This window comes from Pseudomonas rustica (genome assembly GCF_049959085.1).
Lineage (GTDB): Bacteria > Pseudomonadota > Gammaproteobacteria > Pseudomonadales > Pseudomonadaceae > Aquipseudomonas > Aquipseudomonas rustica.
Window position 1 is genome coordinate 3940104 of sequence record NZ_CP188200.1, and the last position, 20752, is coordinate 3960855.

Here is a 20752-nt window from a genome sequence, read left to right on the forward strand (position 1 = left end):
TCTGTGAGGCTTTATTCCAGCATCAAACGATTTCTTTACCAATACCAGCGCAGCCCGACGGTCGCCCCCCACGGCTTCTCAATATGTTCCCCATTCGAGTAATCAAAGTCCGCATGCACCTGCCACTTCTCGGACATCGCCACTGCCACACCTGCGCCAAACTCGCCGCGTGTGCCTGACAGGTCATTGTTGAATACGTTGTCGTTGACCTTCACTTCATTATTCTTCGCAAACTCATGAGCGACCGCCATGCGCAGATAAGGCTGCGCAATACTGGCCTTGCCGAACTCGAAGTTACGGCCAACCGTAACGCCCGCCTTGCCGAGCAAGGAACGCGTAGTGTCGCCGTCGGCTGTCATGTCGTTGTCCAGGGTGTAGCGTTTGCCCTGAATTTGCACCGCAGACCATTGGGTGAACGGTTCGATGAAGTAGCCGTCGGCGAGTTTGAATTGCCGACCAAATTCCGCCGAAGCGCCGAGGCCCCAGTTATCGTAATCACCCTTGGCGCGGGTGGCATCGCTGAGGTTAACCTTGGACTCGTTGCGGAACCGGTTGAACTTGAGCACACCGTCGAAGTAGTAGCCGGTGTCGGCGTCCAGCCAGGTTGCGTAGGGCCCGACGTAGTAGCTTTTTACGGTGCCCGTGGTGCCGTGATCGAGATTCAGATCCGACTTGCTCGTCCCCGCCAGCACACCGACCAGCCACTGACTGTCGCCGACTCGCGCATCGGCGCCCAGCGAGATCCCTTGCTGGTTTTGCTGATAGCCCACGCCCGAGCCATCGGAGACGTTGTACTGGCTGCCATAGGTGCGCATCCAGCCGCCGGACTGTCCGCCGTTAAGACGCAGCTCGCCCATGCGGCTGCGCAATGACGACTGTTCGCCATACCAAGTGGGGAGCGAGGTATTGAACGTGGCCAAAATCGACCGCGCACCGGGGCTGATGACTTCGGTGGTCGGATCGAGGTACCACTCTTTGCCGCCCTCGGCATTGGTTCGACTGGCCAGGCTGTAAGACCAGGTGCCGAGATCCACCGCACGATCGCCCGCCAACGTAAAACTGGCGCCATCGGTGGTGCCGGTACGCACCAGTACAACCTGCTCGGGGGCTACCGCATCCCGCCCGGAGGCCGCGACGGCAAGCCCGTAATTCCCCGTCGATTGTCCAGCCACTATGAGTTTGTCACTGTCACCGCTGACAAAATCGCCCTTCATCACAAACGTACCGGTGGTACCTGCCAACGTGCCGACGTTGAGCGTGTAATAAGTGCTGGTTGCCTCGGCAGCGCCAAACGTGACGCTGCCACCATTCATGGCCAACGTACCAATGTTGTCGTTACCCGTCAGCGTCCAGTTTGATTGGCTTTTGATGTTAACGCTGTTGACCTTGTCGAGACGCCCGGTGAGTTGCGACTGATTTTCCAGGGTGACCGACTCAGTGGTGTTTAACCCATTGACCAGTACGTCACCTGTCATCTGGCTTTGATTGAGCGTCAGATTGGCGGTGCTGTCATCGCTGATATTCAGATTGCCGAGAAACGTGCTGTTGTTCAGCGCCATCTGCGTCGTCGAGTTACCGGCGACCCGGACATCGCCGGTGAGCTGACTTTGATCGAAGCGCAGATCGACGTTGCTGCCGCCCGCGATGTTCACATTGCCGGTGAGTACGCTGTTGTTGGCAAAGTTCACGGCCGTCGTGTCGGGCAGGCTATCGATCAGTACGTCGCCCTTCATCTGACTCTGATTGAAGGTAAGTTCAGCAACGCTGTCGCCCGTGAAATTCACGTTGCCTTCCAGGCTGCTGCCATTGGCAAACGCAACGGTGGCAGTCGAATCATTGACCCGCACATCGCCCGCCATGTGGCCCTGATTGAATTTGAGGTTGCCGGTGCTGCCTTCGGCGATGTCCACGGCGCCGGTTAATAAACTGTCGGCGCTCACGTAAAGGTTTGTCGTCGAACCACCCGTGGCGATCACGTCACCGGTCATTCGGCTTTGATCGAAGGCGAGTTCAGCAATGCTGTTGCCCGCAATATTGACGTTGCCTTCCAGGACACTGCCGCTACCCATGGTCAGGGTTGCAGTAGAGCCATCGACCAGCACGTTACCGGCCATGCTGCCCCGATCGAAGTTGAGATGGCCCGTGCTGCCATCGCTGATATTCAGGTTGCCGAGAAACGTGCTGTTGTTCAGCGCCATCTGCGTCGTCGAGTTACCGGCGACCCGGACATCGCCGGCGAGTTGACTTTGATCGAAGTTCAGATCGACGTGGCTGCCACCCGCGATGTTCACATTGCCGGTGAGTACGCTGTTGTTGGCAAAGTTCACGGCCGTCGTGTCGGGCAGGCTATCGATCAGTACATCGCCTTTCATCTGGCTCTGATCGAAGGTCAGGCCAGCGCTGCTGTTGCCGGTGAAGTTGACGTTGCCTTCCAGATTGCTGCCGTTGGCAAACACGACGGTCGCGGTCGAGTCATTGACCAACACGTCGCCTGTCATTTGAGACTGGTCGAAGATAAGGTCGCCCTTGCTGTTATCTGCGATATCGATATTGCCGCGAAGTTCGCTGCGGTCAAGGTGCAGGGCAGTGGTGGAGGCTTCACCAACCAGCACGTCGCCCGCCATAAGACCATGTTGGAACGCGAGATTGGCCGTGCTGTTGTCAGCGACGTTCAGCTTGCCTTCAAGCGTACTGCCGACCACCTCCATCGTTACATTCGAAGCTTCCTGAACGTCCAGCAAGATGCCATTGCCGGAAAGCAGGCGTGTGTAATTAAGCACTTGAATATGAGAGGTCACCCCGGATGTCGCGAGGATCGCCGCGCCGGTCTGTCCTTGCACCTGGACATTATCAAGAATCACGTTGGCGCCGTTGCCTATGCCTTGAGTGTCGGGCCGCAAGCGAATGCCATGCAAACCACCCGTGATGCTGCCGCCTTTGGCATGCACTTCTCCCCCAAAGGAATTCAGGCCCACCCCCGTGGCCGCAGTGGCCGTGAGGTGAGTATCGGTCATGACGGTCGTGCTGCCGCCGGACGTTTCGAGCCCTGCCGTTCGGCCAGTGATCTGGCTACCACTGATTACTGCGCTGGAGCCGGTGGGGCTGCCCGCCACCCGATTGACCGACATACCCATACGATCACCCGTCACAATGGCATCGGTCAGACTGGCACTGGCGTTGGTGACGGATACGCCAGCGTTGCCGGAGCGTCCGGCATAGGTTCCACCTACTGCGTTAAGAACGGATCCGCTGTTTATTAACACCTCGAACGTATTGGCACCGTTGGCATTCAATACACCGCCGTTGCGTGCGAGGTAGTTGTCCTGCGCCGTAGTCTGATCAATATTCAGCGTTTCGCCCGCTTCGATAAAGGTCGCTGCGAACACTGAGGGACTTGACGAAAAAATGGGTACCAAGGTTAACCAGATAAAGTTTTTACTGATCAATCGTAACGAGAAATGACGTGTACAGACGTCCATGAAACCTCCTTGAAACTTCCAGAAGACAAGCCTTCCCACGAAGCAGATGATTAAGACCGGCGCACGATACAAGGAATCAGGTAATTACTCTGTAGGACTAATCTTAAGTTAAGCAAGAATTCACCTCCGCAAATGTAAGAAATTGACAGACGACAAAGCCCCCCGCCTGTCAACTTCAAAATGCACACAAAATATTTAAGGAAGAGGGCAGAAACCACCTTCATTATTGATCATTACAACCCTGACCTTATGTGACCCTCCCGATCGATCATTGCCATCAATCTCAGCGACATAGCTGATTTCCCCATCTCCATCGACGATCGTTTTCAGCGCTGTTTCGAACGGCAAATAAACCTCAAACCCAAGAACATGCTCTAGCCCCTTCAGCTCTTTTTCAAACAGAAAATCCTCAATGGGATCAGCACCTGGATCCGAGGACTTACCAACCCACTTGAACTTTAATTTCATGTTCGGTGCAAAATCCGTATCACCGTCAACTTTAACGATGGCACCCCAGCCCACCACCGGAATACTACGAAGTGAACTGCAGTTAAGGAACTCGCGATTGGCAGGATTGGTGTACAGATTCAGAATCTTGGGAGCTGGCAAGACGATTGGAATAATATAAGCGTCCACCGCGGTCGGTGGCGACGGGTTTTCATTGTCACCATTTGCCGTTGGGTTGGAAATAACATACCGCGCTGACTTAATACCATTACCACTGTCCAGGAACACTGCCTTGGGCAGTTTGAAAGGAATTTTAAATCCTGCGGCCTCCGTCCCGTCAACCTCGTATTGCCCGTTGGGCGGTGGCACCTTAACGCCTTCCCAGACAAGATCGACGATATCGCCGTCCTTGTAACCGGTGTAAATAGTCAGATCAATATCAATATCGTTGCCCACGTCCGCTTCTACCAACTTGTCATTGCCGGTGCTGCCTTTGACAATCAGTTTTGTCAGGTTCGGATTGCCCAACTCCGGATCGGGCTCAGGGTTAACCGGACCTGCAATAGACAAGTCAACCTTGAGGGGCACTGCGGTTCCTTCGGGATAGGGTTTGCCCTCCCGTACAATCTCGTAAGTAAGCGTTACGTCTTTCGGCCCGGGATCAGTACCCTTCACATCCAGAAACGGCACATCAACAATCACCGCAGTCTTACCGTCAGTAGGTTGAAGTGGTTGAATTTTCCCATCAAAAGTTACGCGAACGGCGTCCCCTGGAATGCCATTATCAAACACCGGAATGACGACCCCTAACGAGGGAACTGCATCGTCCAGATCTATCAGATCATCATCTTCATGTAATGGAACCTCTGGAGGCTTCAAAGCACTTGGGGTGGGTCGAAGCTGAATAGTGAATGTAAACGGATTGGATGACGGCCCGATATTGCCGACCCGATCTTCGTATTTACAATAAAAAATATGCTGGCCTTCGCCCATCGTTTCGATAATGTTTTTTTCAATTTTTATTTTAATGGGCAACGTCGTGTCTTCGACGACTTTATAAAAACCCACCGACACACCAGGGTCGCTCTTCCCATAATATCCGTTGTAAATATCACCTGGCTTAATATCACCTGGGGCATCAAGCGTCATGGTGATGCCATCGAGGTCAGCCAGAATATCTCGTGTCACCAGACCATCAATAACTTCAACCGGAGGAGTACCCGGCGTAGCGGGTAATCCAAAACCGGGAGCCGTAGTATCGATAAAAAATATCAACGATTCTGATTGACTTTCATTACCCCCGTATTCGATTTGGTAAGACAAATTGAACAACCCTGACGTCGTCGTAAAAGCTCCGCCCAATGTCATTAGAAATGGATTGTCTGGCACCATTGGAAGGTCTACCCATCCCCCAAACGGTACCCCGTCTTTACAAAGGGAGATAAATGTTTCGTCGGGTTTTGCGCCAGGAGGAACTTGCACATCATTTAGTTTAACCGGGCAGTCTTTCCCCTGAAGGATAACTGGCAACTTGTGAATATCGTCCCCCGCGATCGGGCCCAACATCCCTTCAACTTGCGGCGCCGCACCGGCTGTCAATAAGGACTTACGCAAGGCACTCAACTGTTTGCGAGAAGATTTTTTTGCCGCCGACAACTCTTTCAAATAAGTCATAACCGATCTCCTGATCAAATAGACGCGCCAAGTCATTTGCTTCCACTACTGATTGACGAAGCGGACTCGGCATTCACTGCATTACACGATTTGAAACTGCTTCAGTTTTCCTGACACACATCATTAGTTGGCGAACAGATGTCGCCGCTGGGCATAGTCCGGTTGATGATGACAAAGTCCGGTCGAGACGTTCCGCGCCCTCCTCCTGACTTACGCAATTTGTAATACACCAGTGCGGAACCGTTATTGACCATGGGGGCGATCAACCTGTCGTAATCCGCAACGACAATATCGATGTCTGTGCCAGGCACCCGTGTCGGCAGCGGGTGCTCAATTTCCCGGTAAGTTCCGGGAATAGGACGTGTACCGTTGGGCCCCGCGCATCCCTGCCATATAACAATGAGCGTATCGCCCTGCTCGATATTCGGGTCGGCGGGAATTCTTACCGTGACGCCCTCCCACAATCGGGGTCTGGCGCAACAATGGAGCACGCCTTCCTTTCCGGCATGGGGAAACAGTGGTTCCTTCATGTTGTCGATGACGACAATGTCGACCCTGACATGGGTCGGTAGCGACTGTTGCTGATTCACTCCGTTGTCGGTGGTGTAGAACACCGGCAAGGCCGGATTCTTTTTATCGCTGTCGATTACATGCCACGGCACGATAAAGGAGATCGGTTGACCGGCCACATCGCCAGGCTGAACTTTGTACTGAGCAACAGCCCCTGTGTAACTGCCCCAGTGAAGTTCCAGCAACTGTCCCGCTTCGGGTGCGTCGTACAGCGTCAGTGACACAGTGGCCGGGAATCCGTGATCCTCAGTGAGCAACGTGTTGAGGGTGGCTGAATGCTCCCCATACACCTCAACCAACGCGAGGTCTTCATTAATCAGGGCGGGTGCCTTGTCATGATCCTGGCCCGCCAGCGTCAGGTTGACTGCGACCGATATCTCTGGCGAAGGCCTTCCGTACGCCGCTCCCTGCCTTACTTTGTAGTAAATCTTTACTCGAAATGGCCCGTCGCCTCTGTCGTGCAACGCCGGCCAGGGCACGGGGGCTTTCAACGGAAAACCGGCAAGATCCACGGGAATCTCGGCAAGCGCGATACCGTCCCAGAAAACCGCGACCCATTGCGCCGAATCCGCAAGGTCGTATTGATCGATCTCAACAAACAGCCCGTCCCGGGCCTGCTGCCGGTCCACCAGACCTCTGGAGGACAGCGGAACCCTTGGAGGTGGCAGGGCACCGGGAGCGGGAGTCAGATCAACATTGATCGGCGAAAGAAAGGAGTGTCGCCCTTCATTCCCCGCGCGATCTCTGAGGAAGTAATAAAGGAAGCGTTTACCCGCGCCACCAGCACGAATTTCATCGGCGTACACCGTGATGTTCAGGCGTTTCGCGGCGATGTCTTCGGCACTGAATTCCTGCTCACGAACCGGGGTCTCGGTGTCCGGAGGGTCTTGCTCCGATGTCCAGTAATACACTGCCCGATCGCCGCTTTCGGCGTCGATATACCAAGGCACCAGCACGTTGACCTCACCCTCTTGCTCCAAGAAGATTTCGTCGACAGTGCCGCCCAATTCGGCGGGGAATATCACGGCCCCTGGCTTGTTGCCGAAATTGGGCTTGTTGGTATCGATCGTCAGGGTTTTACGGTCTCCGGGATTCGGATTACTGCCGTAAATGGAGACGCGGATCGCCACTTCATACACGCCGTGCGACAGAAGATCCCGGGGCACATAAAGGGTTTGTGGCCAGCTTATGGGGTCGCTGGTCGGGTACCAACGCTCATCGACGTTATTGAAGACCCCGCCTTTGGGCATAAAACCCAATTCAACAAGGTCGAGCTCACCCGGTGCCATTCCTTGGCCGAAGTCTTCGAAGGTCACCGCCAGCCTGTCACCCAATGCTGTCAGCGGCAGCAATCCACTGGGATCATCCGGATCGAGCACAGCGGGGACTTTGGGTGCTTCCATCGCGGCAGCTATTTCAGCGAGGCCATCGATCGGCGGCTCGGCAGGATGTTCATGCTTGTCCATTTCCCGGCCTTCCCTTATGAAAGTTGCGGAGCGGCGCGATTTGCGCCGTCACTGCATGGCTTCATTTAATGCGCGAGGGCAGGTTCTGACTACTGTCAGAAATTACAGGTTTTACGACCGTTCGTCGGAGAACTGCCCACCTGAGCTTCCTCACACGCCGGGAATATCATTGAGATCCATTATTTTCAGACGTAAAAAAAACCCGCCCTCCCCTTCAACCGGGAGCGCGGGTTTTGTCGTTTCAGCCTCGGATCAGACGGTATCGACCTTCAACGAATGATCGTTGAGCATGCCGGTGATGATAGTCGCCGTGTCGTGCCCGCTGGCAATCATCCCGCCCGCCCCCGGTGTTACACCGTAGTGGCTGGCGAGGTTGACGCCGGCCAGGTCGATGGTCTGGTTTGGCGTGGCACCGGCCATGGCGCTGACGTCGATGCTGGTGAGCACCGACGCGCCCGTGCCGGTGACGGTGAAGTGCAGGTAGTCATCGAGCGACGCCGTGGTGCCGTTTTCACCTTGCAGCAGTTGCGACAGGTCGAGCTTGTCGGTGCCGGGGGTGAAGTCGGTGATGGTGTCGTGGCCGCTGTTGCCCTTGAGGTACTGGAAGGTGTCGGCCCCTGCTCCGCCGGTCAGGGTGTTGTTGCCCAGGCCGCCGATCAGCAAGTCGTCACCGCCGCCACCGTTGAGGATGTCGTTGCCCAGCCCACCATTGATCACGTTGTTATTGTTGTCGCCAGTCAACGTGTCGTTGAAGTTCGAGCCGACGAGGTTTTCGATGCCCGTCAGGGTGTCAGTTCCGGCACCGAGGGTGTTTTGCGCACCGAGCAGGCCGAGGTTGACCGTGACCCCGGCGGTGGCGTGGGCATAGCTTGCCGTGTCCGTGCCGGTGCCGCCATCGAGAAGGTCATTGCCCGGGCCGCTGTAGAGCAAATCGTTGCCGGCGCCGCCGTGCATTTCATTGTTGCCGGAGCCTGCGGTAAGCACATCGTTGCCGTCGCCGGCGTTGATGATGTTGTTGCCGGTGCCGGCGACCAGAATGTCATCGCCGGAGGTACCGGTGAGGGTGTGGCCATCCTGATAGCTGATGCTGACGTTGGCGGTGTCGCTGCCGCCATGGTTGTCGTTGGCGGTGTAGGTGCCGTTGAAGTCCGGGGTGATGTCGTGGGCCCCGGCGTAGTTGAGGGTCATGGTCAGTTGGTAGTTTTCCGCTGAGTTACCGCCGCTGCCCGTGGTGTCGTTGATGTTGGTGATGTGGATCTGATAGGTCGCATTCGCGGCTGCCGTCAGCGTTTGCCCGTCTGCCAGCGTGGTGTAAGCGCCGCCATTGATCGAGTACTCCATGGTGACGTGACCGGCCGCCAGGTTGTGATCCAGATTAAGGGTCTCACCCTGACGCAGATTGACGGTGATGCGGTCTTCATCGTTGGCGTTGCTGTTGGTCACAGCACCGAGATAACCGCTGACCACCAGCACAGCGGTCATGGTTGCCGCGTTGGCACTGAACGAATTGCGCACGTTAGCCAGGTTCTGGTTGGCCGCGGTATTGGCGTTGGTGCCAGTGAAGTTGATCGCCCCGGTGCCGGTGAAGTCCGCCGCTTTCGAGATCCAACCGGTATTGAACGTCGTCGGCGTGGCGTTGAGCGTATCGCCATTCGGATCGGTGTCGTTGGCCAGCAGCAATTCGCCCGGCACCACGACGTTGCTCGACAGCACGTTGGTGATGACGTGATCGTCCGCCGCCACCGGAGGCGCGTTGGGGATCACTTTCACGGTCAGTGTCGAGCTGGCGAGGTCGCCGTCGTTGTCGCTGACGGTGAAGCCGATGTTCTCGGTAATCACCACGGCGGTGGTTTTCTGCGAAGTGTAGGTGTAGTCGCCGGTGTCGAGGTTGACCACCAGCGTGCCGCCATTGTTGGTGGCGATGCTCACCGAGTTGTTTACGGTGTTGAACGTGCCGTGGTTGGTGCCAACCGTCGCCGTCAACGAACCCTGACCGCTAAGGGCTTTCGGATCGTAGGTGTAGGTGGTGCCGTCGACGACGATGGTTTTGATAAAACCGCCATCCGCGCCGAACGTACCGCCCTCACCCAGTAGCGAACCGGTGACCGGTGCGCCGACCACCGTGCCCGAGAGCACCGAGTTGAGTTGGTTGAGATCTGTCACCACTACAGCGTTGGTGTTGGTGTGGGTGATGCCGTCGTACGCCACTGGATCGAGGTTGGCGTTGCTCACGCCGCTGCCCAGACCGATCGCGTAGTTACGGATGTTGTTGGCGTCGAGGAAGGCTTTCAGCGCGGTTTCATCCGCCGTGCCGATTTCCTGGCCAGTGGTCGGTTTACCGTCGGAGAAGAAGTAGCCAACATTCTGCGCGCCGGTGAGTTTGCCCGAGGTGTTGAACGCAGTCTGCATGGTCGCCACGGCGGCGTCGTAGTTGGTGCCGCCGCCCGCGGTCAAACCCGCCAGTATCGTCTTGGCAGTGGCGATATCGACCCACACCGAGGTGCGATCGGTAGCGCTGCTGCTGAAGGTCACCAGTTGCACCTTCACGTCGCCGAGATCGTCGTATTTGTCGAGCAAGGCACTGATCGCCTGCTTGGCCAGCGCCAGTCGCGACAGGCCCGGCACGCCGGAGGCGTCGGCCATACTGCCGGAGATGTCGAGGACGATCAGCAGGTTGGAATCGATCTCCACCGCTGCCACCGAACGATCGGAAGCCACGGCTTTTGGCACGTCATCGACGATGTTGACGACGATGGTGCTGGTGGTGCTGTTGCCCAGTGCGTCAGTGGCTTTGTAGGTGAAACTTTCGCTGAGAGTATTCGCGCCGTCGTTGGCGTTCGGCGAGGTTTTCGGCGCCGAAGTCAGCGTGTAGGTGTAGGTGCCGTCGGCATTCAGCTGGATCTGCCCGTAGCTGCCGGTGGCGCTGCCGACCAAGGTGTAGGTCAGCGCGCCGCTGCCGCCGGTGACCGCGCCGACCAGCGTGCCCGTCGCGGTTTCGCCGGTGTTGGTTGGGTCGCTGCCGGTGACCGTGCCGGCGGCCAGATCCTGGCCATCCTTGGTCAGGTCGAGGGCTTTTTCGTAGACCGTGACGTCCTGATCGACCGAGGCAATCAGTTTGCTGTCGGCGACGTTGATGGTGATGGTCGTGGTGCTTTCATCGCCGTCGCTGTCGCGGATGGTGTAGGTGAAAGTGTCGGTCGCGCCCGCAGGGCTCACCGAGTTCGGGTTGCTGTGATAAACAGCGTTGCCCGCAGCATCGAGGGTCAGGTAACCGAAGTTGCCGTTGATGTTGCTGTTGAGCCCGCCGATGGCCGATGTGCCGGTGTTGCTGCCGGCGCGCACGCCGACCACCGCCCCGCCTGTTGCTGCGCCATCGGCGCCGGTGACGTCATTGCCCAGCACGCTGATGTTGACGGTACCGCCCTCGGCCACCGAGCCGGTGTCGGCTTTGGCGGTCGGCAGGTCATCGATGATGTTGACGTTGATCTGGCCGTTGGCAGTGCTGCCGTCGGTGTCCGTCGCCACCACGTTGAAGTTCTCGGTGAGGCTGTTGGCACCATTGGCGTTCGGGTGGGTTTCGTTGTCGACCAGGGTGTAGCTGTAACTCACGACACCGGTGGTCGGGTTGTAATTGGTGATGGTGAAGGTGCTGCCCAGCGGCGAAACCACCGATTGCGGGAAGCCTGCGGCGACACCGTTGGTCACCACGGCAATGCCGCCGACCGTCAGGGTTTGCAGGCCGTCGAGGGCGGTCACGGTAAAGGTGCCACTCTGGGTCAGGGCCGGAGTATTCGGGCTGGTGCCGTCGCTGAGGTTTTTCTCGTAAACGGTGAGTTCGCCGCCGTTGACGTCGAGGCCGTTGAGCACCACCGGATCGTCATTGTTATGGATGTTCAGCACCAAGTTGGCGGTGCTGACGTCGCCATCGGCATCGGTCAGGGTGTAGGTGAACGTCTCGGTGCCGTTGCCACCGCCGTGCAGATTTTTGAAGTCGGCATCGTTGGTGTCCAGCGTGTAGGTGTACGAGCCATCGGCGTTGAGCACCAGTTTGCCGTAGGTGCCGGTGAAGGTGCCGGGGGTAATCGGCCCGCTCGCGACCACGTCGGCGCCTTGCACATCGTTGGTCAGCACGTTGCCGGTGAGGGTCAACAGACTTTCCGAAGCGCTGTTGGCGTTGCTGTCGTTTACTGCATGTGGCACGTCATCGACGATGCTGACGACGATGGTGCTGGTGACAATGTTGCCCAGCGAATCGGTGGCCTGATAGGTAAAACTTTCGGTCAGGGTATTGGCGCCGTCATCGGCATGCGGCGTGGTGGTCGCGGGCGATGTCAGGGTGTAGGTGTAGGTGCCATTGGGGTTGAGGACAATCTGTCCGTAGTTGCCGGTGGCACTGCCGACCAGTGCATAGCTGATCGCGCCGACCGCGCCAGTGACCGAGCCGACCAGGGTGCCGGACGCGGTTTCGCCGGTGTTGCTCGGGTCGCTGCCGGTGACCGTACCGGGGGCCAGATCCGCGCCGTCCTTGGTCAGGTCGAGCGCTTTTTCGAACACGGTCACATCGGTGTCGCTGGTCGCATACAGTTTGCTGTTGGCGACGTCGATGGTGATGGTTGTGGTGCTTTCATCACCGTCGGAATCGCGCACGGTGTAGGTGAATACATCCACCGCGCCCGGGCCGTTCACCGCATTGGGATTGCTGTGGTAGACGGCGTTGCCATTGGCATCCAGGGTCAGGTAGCCGTAGGTGCCGTTGATGTTGCTGTTCAGGCCACCGAGGGCCGAGGTCGACGTGTCGGCGCCGGCACGCACGCCAACCACCGCGCCGGTCGCCGCCGGGCCATCGGCGCCGCCGATATCGTTGTCGAGCACATTGCCGCTGACGGTTCCGCCCTCTGCCACCGACGCGGCATCAGGGTGGGCGCTCGGCAAATCATCGACGATGTTGACGTTGATCTGGCCGTTGGCGGTGCTGCCATCGGTGTCCGTCGCCACCACGTTGAAGTTCTCGGTGATGCTGTTGGCGCCGTTGGCATTCGGGTGGGTTTCGTTATCGACCAAGGTGTAGCTGTAGCTGACGACACCGGTGGTTTCGTTGTAACCGGTGATGGTCAGCGTGCTGCCCAACGGCGTGGTGATCGATTGTGGGAAACCTGCGGCGACGCCACCGGTCACCACGTTGATGCCGCCGACGGTCAGGGTTTGCAGACCGTCGAGAGCAGTGACGGTGAAGGTGCCGCTCTGGGTCAGGGCCGGGGTATTGGGGTCGGTGCCGTCACCGAGATTTTTCTCGTAGACCGTGAGTTCGCCGCCATTGACGTCGAGGCCGTTGAGCACCACTGGATCGTCATTGTTATGGATGTTCAGCACCAGGTTGGCGGTGCTGGTATCGCCGTCGGAGTCGGTGATGGTGTAGGTGAAGTTCTCGGTACCGTTGCCGCCGCCGTGCAGATTTTTGAAGTCGGCATCGGTGGTGTCGAGGGTGTAGGTGTACGTGCCGTTGGCGTTGAGCACCAAGGTGCCGTAAGTACCGGTGAACGTGCCTGCGGTAACCGGCCCGCTCGCGACACGGTCGGCGCCCTGCACATCGTTGGTCAGGACGTTGCCGGTCAGCGTCAGTTGGCTTTCCGACGCCGTGGTTGTATTGCTGTCGTCCAGCGCTTTAGGCAGGTCGTCGACGATGTTGACGTCGAGGGTCGCGTTGGCAGTGGTGCCGTTGTCATCGACGACGGTGACGGCGAACTGCTCTGGCAGATTGTTTGCGCCGTTCGCGGTTGGGTGCGCTTCGTTATCGACCAGGGTGTAGCTGTAACTGACGACGCCGGTGGTTTCGTTGAAACCGGTGATGGTAAGTGTGCTACCCAATGGCGTGGTGATTGATTGCGGGAAACCTGCTGCTACGCCGTTGGTGACGACGGCGATGCCGCCAACGGTCAACGTGGTCACGCCGTCGAGTGCGGTGATGTTGAAGGTGCCGCTTTGGGTCAGTGCGCCGGAGTCTGGTGCGCTGCCGTCGCTGAGGTTTTTCTCGTAAACGGTGAGTTCGCCGCCGTTGACGTTGAGGCCGTTGATGATCACCGGATCGTCGTTGTTGTGGATCTGCAAGACGAGGTTCGCGGTGCTGGTATCGCCGTCGGAATCGGTGATGGTGTAGGTGAAGGTTTCGGTGCCGTCACCGCCGCCATGCAATGCTTTGAAATCAGCATCGGTGGTGTTGAGGGTGTAGGTGTACGTGCCGTTGGCGTTGAGCACCAATGTGCCGTAAGTCCCTGAGAAAGTACCGGCGGTGATTGGGCCGGCATTCTCGCCGATGACCACACGGTCGGCGCCCTGCACATCGTTGGTCAACACGTTGCCAGTGAGCGACAGATTGGTTTCCGAGGCGGTGCCTGCGTTCGAGTCATCCACGCCTTTTGGCAAGTCATCGACGATATTCACATCGAGGGTCGCATTGGCGGTGGTGCCGTTGTCATCGACGACGGTGACGGCGAACTGCTCAGGCAAATTGTTCGCGCCGTTCGCGGTTGGGTGCGCTTCGTTATCGACCAGGGTGTAGCTGTAGCTGACGACGCCGGTGGTTTCGTTGAAACCGGTGATGGTCAGTGTGCTGCCCAATGGCGTGGTGATTGATTGCGGGAAACCTGCGGCCACGCCATTGGTGACCACCGCAATACCGCCGACTGTCAGGGTAGTCACGCCGTCGAGTGCGGTGATGTTGAACGTGCCGCTTTGAGTCAGTGCACCGGAGTCTGGTGCGCTGCCGTCGCTGAGGTTTTTCTCGTAAACGGTGAGTTCGCCGCCGTTAACATCCAGACCACCGATTACCACTGGATCGTCGTTGTTATGAATCTGCAAGACGAGGTTCGCGGTGCTGGTGTCGCCGTCGGAATCTGTGATGGTGTAGGTGAAGTTTTCAGTACCGTTGCCGCCACCGTGCAGCGCTTTGAAATCCGCATCGCTGGTGTTCAGCGTGTAGGTGTAAGTGCCGTTGGCGTTCAGCACCAAAGTCCCGTAAGTCCCCGCAAACGTACCGGCGGTGATCGGCCCGGCAGTCTCGCCAGTGGCCACGCGGTCGGCGCCCTGCACATCGTTGGTCAACACGTTGCCAGTGAGGCTGAGATTGGTCTCCGAGGCGGTGCCGGTATTGCTGTCATCCACCGCTTTTGGCAGGTCGTCGATGATGTTCACATCGAGCGTGGCATTCGCGGTCGTGCCGTTGTCGTCGACGACGGTGACGGCGAATTGCTCTGGCAGAGTGTTCGCGCCATTGGCGTTCGGATGCGTTTCGTTATCGACCAGCGTGTAGCTGTAACTGACCACACCTGTCGCCGCGTTGAACCCGGTAATGGTCAACGTGCTGCCCAGCGGCGTCGTCACCGATTGCGGAAAACCAGCCGCGACACCGTTGGTGACCACGGCAATGCCGCCGACGGTCAGCGTGGTGACGCCATCGAGTGCAGTAACGGTGAAGCTGCCATTTTGCGTCAGCGCTGCCGAATCAGGTGAACTGCCCAGGGCCAGGTTTTTCTCGAAAACCGTCAGCTCGCCGCCCGCAATATTCAAACCGCCGAGGGTCACCGGGTCGTCGTTGTTGTGGATCTGCAAAACCAGATTCGCGGTGCTGCTATCGCCGTCCGAATCGGTGAGGGTATAGGCGAAGGTTTCGGTGCCGTTGCCGCCACCGTGCAGCGCTTTGAAATCGGCATCGCTGGTATTCAGCGTGTAGGTGTAAGTGCCGTTGGCGTTCAGCACCAGGGTGCCGTAAGTGCCGGTGAACGTGCCCGGCGTCACCGGGCCGGTGGCCACGCGGTCAGCGCCTTGCACATCGTTGGTCAGCACGTTGCCGGTCAGCGTCAGCAAGGTTTCCGAAGCGGTTGAGCTGTTGCTGTCATCCACCGCGCGCGGCACGTCATCGGTGATGTTGACATCCAGCGAACCGGTCGCGGTATCGCCATTGCTGTCGCCGGCAACCACGGTGAATTGTTCACTGAGGTTGTTCGCGCCGTCACCCGCCGCGTGGGTGTCGTTGCCGTTGAGGGTATAGCTGTAGGTGACGACACCGGTGCTCGGGTTGTAGCCGGTGATGGTCAGGGTGTTGCCCAATTGCGTGGTGATCGACTGCGGGAAACCGACCGCCACACCGCCGCTGACCAGGCTGATGCCGCCGACGCTGAGGCTGGTCAAACCGTCCGGCGCGTTAACGGTGAAGCTGCCACTTTGGGTCAGCGCTGCCGGATTGGCGGCCGAGCCGTCAGGCAGATTGGCTTCGTTGAGGTTCAGCTCGCCACCGGGTACGGACAGGCCGTTGAGGGTCACCAGATTGTTGACCGGTGGCGGCACGATCACTGGCGTGTCGTCGCCGTTGTCGATCACCACGTTGTGGCGTTCTTCAGGGAATTCAGGGATGCCGCCAAACCCGGCGGTGGGGAAACCGATGATCGGATCAACGCGCCCGCCGACTTCCGTCAGCAAGACAAAACTGTGACCACCACCCGCTTCACCCGGCGCGCCACCCGGGGCGTTTGGCCCAGCGGCAGTGGCTTCAGCGGTTTTCGACGGGTCATCACCGGCGGCGATGGCTTTCTGGATTTGCTCGACGTCGGTCAGTTGCGCTTCGCTCGGCGTCACCGCCTCGGCCGCGTTCACGTGCGCGGCCTGATCGGCGAGCAGTTGCCCGGACAGGATCATGCTGCTGCCGCGCCCAAGGGTTAGCTCTTTGCCATTTTGCAGATGAACGGCAACGGCGCCTTCGGCTCCGGTGATCAATTGATCGCCGGCAAACAGCCGATCGCCTTCGACCAGCGCGCGCTTTGTGCCGTCCGCTGCCTGTGCGAAAACCTGACCAATGACTTTAGTGACGGTACCGATGAGCGTTGCCATGTGAATTCCTCCGCTGCCGACCACTGTCGGCACTGGTTAACGAAGTAGCCCATGGCTCAATCGGGTTGCCGTGGCGACGCTCGCGCCTTCGACAGTTCGTTCGCAGGTTGCGCCGTTCAGGAAAAATCAGCGCTATCAAGCACTTGAAAACCCTGATCAATGCAGCATTCCCACGAGCGCTACGTAACGCCGGTGAATCACTCGAGTGACAAAAATCTGTCGCTCCCCAGCCGCTACGCGTCCCTCCCCTTCAGCAGTACTTCGCCGTATGTCGCAAAGTGAATGGAACTTTCCTCAAGCCTTTCTGCGCTCCCTAGCGCGCATAAAACAAAGGCTTTCGAGCTGAACAATGTGCCGGATTTTACAAACCGCATAAGTTTTTTTCGGAATAAGCCTTATGAAAATTTTTTCTTAGCTACGCTTCATTATGTTCTTAGCTCTGTTGTTACAAGAGTGAAACGCTTTCCACTAAAAATATCGTCAAATTTTTGGCGACAGTAACACACCATCAGGACTCAGGGAGATGCACCCATGCGCGTTTTAACCCCCCTCTGCAGCGCGGTTTTGCTGGCCATGGCTTGCACATCCCAAGCCCAGGCCATGAACCTCACCGAGGCGATCCAAAGCACCATCGCCACCCACCCGGAACTCGCTTCGCGCGTGGATGCACGCCTGTCGGCTGATGAACAAGTCAAAGTCGCCAAGGGCGGCTTCTATCCGTCCGTCGATTTGAACGCCGCGTATGGCCGTGGCTACAGCGACAACACCAACACCCGCGCCTTCGGTAACCACGACACACGAATTCTCAACTACACCCAATCCGAGCTGCGCTTGCGGCAAATGCTGTTCGACGGTTTCAACACCGCCAACGAGGTTGAGCGCACCAAAGGCGTGTCCAATTCGCGCGCCTACTACGCGCAAGGCACCGCTCAGGATCTGGCCCTGCGCACCATCGAGGTCTACCTCGAAGTGCTCAAGCGCCGCGAACTGGTGACCCTGGCCACGAACAACCTGCAAGCGCACTTGCGCGTCAACGATCAGATTGGCCTGCGCACCGAGCGTGGCATCGGCAGCACTGCCGACTCCGATCAATCGGTGGCGCGTAAAGCGCTGGCGCAAAACAACCTCGACACCGCTGAAGTGGATCTGGCGGATGCCGAGTCGAACTTCTTCAGCGTTGTCGGGCGCATGCCTGATGAACTGGAAGCCCCGGCCACGACCCGTGGCGAGTTGCCGACCACCCTGCCGGAAGCCCAGCAGAGCATGGTCGAAAACAACCCGTACCTGAAATCGGCGCAGGCCGACGTGCAATCGGCCGAGAGCCAGTACGAAGTCGCCAAATCGCCGTTCTACCCTCGCTTCGACGCTGAAGCAGCGGTGGGCGCGAACAACAACGTGCAGGGCGATGAAGGCCACGATAACGAATGGCGTGTCGGCGTGATCATGAACTACAACCTGTTCCGTGGCGGCAGCGACAAGGCGCGACTGGCCTCCGATGCGCACCAGATCAACCAAGCAATGGACATCCGCAACAACGCCCTGCGTCAGCTCAACGAGAACATTCACCTGGCCTGGAACGCCATGCTCAACGCGAAGAAACAGACCCCGACCGCCCGCGAATACGCGGAAACCACCAAGCGTGTACGCGCCGCGTATCAGGATCAGTTCGGCCTCGGCCAACGCACCCTGCTCGACTTGCTCGACAGTGAAAACGAGCTCTACAACGCCAACCGTCGTTACACCGAAATTCGCTACACCGAGGAATATTCGATGTACCGCGTGCTGGCGAACATGGGCCAGTTGCTGAGCAAACAACGGGTGGTGCTGCCCGCCGATGCAATCGCTTCCAGCGAGGTGAAGAACGAAGCCCGCCTCCCCGAGCTGAAATAACCCCCCTGTAGGAGCTGCCGAAGGCTGCATGATCGTTCCCACGCTCTGCGTGGGAATGAAGCCCGTGACGCTCCGCGTCACTGGACGCAGAGCGTCCCTAGAGGCATTCCCACGCAGAGCGTGGGAACGATCATGCAGCAGGGTTGATGTGGGTGTCCGAGCCAGTTCAAAGGAGCGATCAATATGACCAGCATGGAACCCGGCAACTCTGGGGTCGATCCGCGGCTGAGCTTCGATGATCCGTTACTCGACGGTCTGTTGATTCTCTGCAAACTGCATGGCGCGACGGTCAGTCGCGCCAGCCTGAGTGCCGGGCTGCCGCTGAACAAACAACGTTTGAGCCTCGATTTGCTACCCCGTGCGGCTGCTCGTGCAGGGTTGCAGGCGCGGATGTTGCGCCGTGAACTCAAAGACATCTCACCGCTGAACCTGCCGATTCTGTTGTTACTCAACGACGGTCGCACCGCCGTGCTGCGGCGTTTTGGCGATGACGGCAAAGCGCTGATTCTGCCCAGCGAAGCCGATGGCGGCGAGCAATGGGTCAGCCGTGAAGAACTCACCGAACACTACAGCGGCCAAGCCTTGTTCGCCCGGCCGCGCCACGAACTCGAAGACCTGCGCTCGCCGCTGGTGCCGCGCGTGCATGCGTGGTTTCGCGATACCCTGAAGCTGTCGAAATGGCTATACGGCGATGCGATTCTCGCCAGTTTTCTGATCAACCTGCTGGGCCTGATGGTGCCGCTGTTTGTCATGCAGACCTACGACCGCGTGGTGCCAAACCAAGCGACGTCGACCTTATGGGTGTTGTCGATTGGCCTGTTGATCGGCACCGGTTTCGAACTGGTGCTGCGGGTGGTGCGTGCGCACTTGCTCGACACCGCCGGCAAGAAAACCGATGTGATCCTTTCCGCGACTTTGTTTGAGCGCATCACCGGCATGTCGATGAAGGCGCGGCCAGCGACCATCGGCGGGTTTGCGCAGAGCATTCATGACTTTCAGGGTCTGCGTGAATTCCTCACCGCCGTCACCCTGACCAGCCTGATCGACCTGCCCTTCGTCGTGCTGATGCTGGTAGTGATCGGTCTGCTCGGCGGCTGGCTGGTGGTGATTCCGATGTTGGCGTTTCCGATCACGATCATCTTCGCCCTGGCGATTCAGGTGCGCCTGCGCGACACCGTGCAGAAAAGCCTGAGCCTCGGCGCCGAACGCCAGGCCGTGCTGATCGAAACACTCGGCGGTCTGGAAACCCTCAAGGCCTGCAGTGCCGAAAGCGAGCGCCAGCACAAATGGGAAAGCACCCACGGCGCCCTCACCCGCCTCGACAGCCATGCGCGCAATCTCTCGGCGCTGGCAACCAACGGCACATTGTTCATTCAGCAGTTCTCGGGGATGGCGACGATTGTCGCCGGGGTTTACAGCATCATCGCCGGCAACCTCAGCGTTGGTGCGCTGGTCGCCAGCTACATGCTCGGCAGCCGCGTACTCGCGCCGCTGGGGCAGATCGCCGGGCTGATCACCCGTTATCAGCAAGCGCAATTGACCATGAAAAGCACCGACGCATTGATGTCGTTGCCGCAAGAACGCGACGGCAAACAGCGGCCGCTGGAACGCACGCAACTGCAAGGCGCGCTGGACGTCAACGGCGTGACCTTTCACTACAACGGCCAGAATGCGCCGGCCCTGAGCAACATCAGCTTCAGCCTCAAGGCCGGCGAACGGGTTGGCATTATCGGTCGCAGTGGCTCGGGTAAAAGCACCTTGGCGCGGTTGGTGATGGGTTTCTATGAGCCAGAAGAAGGCCAGTTGCTGCTCGACGGTCTCGACCTGCGGCAACTGGATGTCGCGGATCTGCGCCAGCAAATCGGCTATGTCGCCCACGACCTGCCGCTGCTGGCGGGCAGCCTGCGCGATAACCTCACCCTCGGCGCACGCTACGTCAGCGATTCGCGGATGCTTGAAGTGGCTGAGCTGACCGGCGTCACCGAACTCGCTCGCCAGCATCCGCAAGGCTTTGATCGGCCGGTCGGTGAGCGCGGGCAATTGCTTTCCGGCGGCCAACGCCAAGCGGTATTACTCGCGCGTTCGCTGTTGCTCGACCCGCCGATCATGCTCCTCGACGAACCCACCAGCGCCATGGACAACAGCAGCGAAGACATCCTGCGCCAGAAACTTCATGGCTGGGTGCAAGGCAAAACCCTGCTGCTGGTCACTCACCGCACCTCGATGCTGAGCCTGGTGGATCGGCTGCTGGTACTCGACAACGGCCGGATCGTCGCCGACGGCCCGAAAGAAGCAGTCATCGAAGCACTGCGCAAGGGCCGCGTCGGCTCTGCGGCGGTTTAGGAG

The 20752-nt window shown here is 58.6% G+C and carries 6 protein-coding genes; 2 read left to right on the forward strand and 4 right to left on the reverse strand.

Going from position 1 to position 20752, the window contains the following annotated elements:
* Nucleotides 1-35: 35 nt before the first annotated feature.
* The 4 genes from ACP3TY_RS17835 to ACP3TY_RS17850 all read right to left on the reverse strand — a co-directional run bounded on the left by ACP3TY_RS17835 (nt 36) and on the right by ACP3TY_RS17850 (nt 16516).
* Nucleotides 36-3386, reverse strand: coding sequence for an autotransporter outer membrane beta-barrel domain-containing protein (locus tag ACP3TY_RS17835; RefSeq protein WP_426618104.1), 3351 nt, complete (start codon nt 3384-3386; stop codon nt 36-38).
* Nucleotides 3387-3674: 288 nt separating this feature from the next.
* A complete protein-coding gene (locus ACP3TY_RS17840; RefSeq protein ID WP_426618105.1) occupies nt 3675-5600 on the reverse strand; it encodes a hypothetical protein in 1926 nt (641 codons plus the stop codon).
* Between the two features lie 101 nt (nt 5601-5701).
* Nucleotides 5702-7636 carry a hypothetical protein gene (locus ACP3TY_RS17845; protein WP_426618106.1) on the reverse strand — a complete coding sequence of 645 codons (1935 nt, stop codon included), beginning with the start codon at nt 7634-7636 and terminating at the stop codon, nt 5702-5704.
* A 252-nt stretch (nt 7637-7888) separates the two neighbouring features.
* Complete coding sequence (locus ACP3TY_RS17850) at nt 7889-16516, reverse strand: retention module-containing protein (RefSeq protein WP_426618107.1); 8628 nt, start codon at nt 16514-16516, stop codon at nt 7889-7891.
* 531 nt (nt 16517-17047) lie between these two features.
* On the opposite strand from ACP3TY_RS17850, the gene ACP3TY_RS17855 reads away from it, so the two are divergent.
* Both ACP3TY_RS17855 and ACP3TY_RS17860 read left to right on the forward strand, forming a co-directional pair.
* Nucleotides 17048-18406 (forward strand): TolC family outer membrane protein, encoded by a 1359-nt coding sequence (locus ACP3TY_RS17855; RefSeq protein WP_053118214.1) that lies wholly within the window; start codon nt 17048-17050, stop codon nt 18404-18406.
* 183 nt (nt 18407-18589) lie between these two features.
* Nucleotides 18590-20749, forward strand: coding sequence for a type I secretion system permease/ATPase (locus tag ACP3TY_RS17860; protein WP_159814645.1), 2160 nt, complete (start codon nt 18590-18592; stop codon nt 20747-20749).
* The last annotated feature ends 3 nt before the right edge of the window (nt 20750-20752 follow it).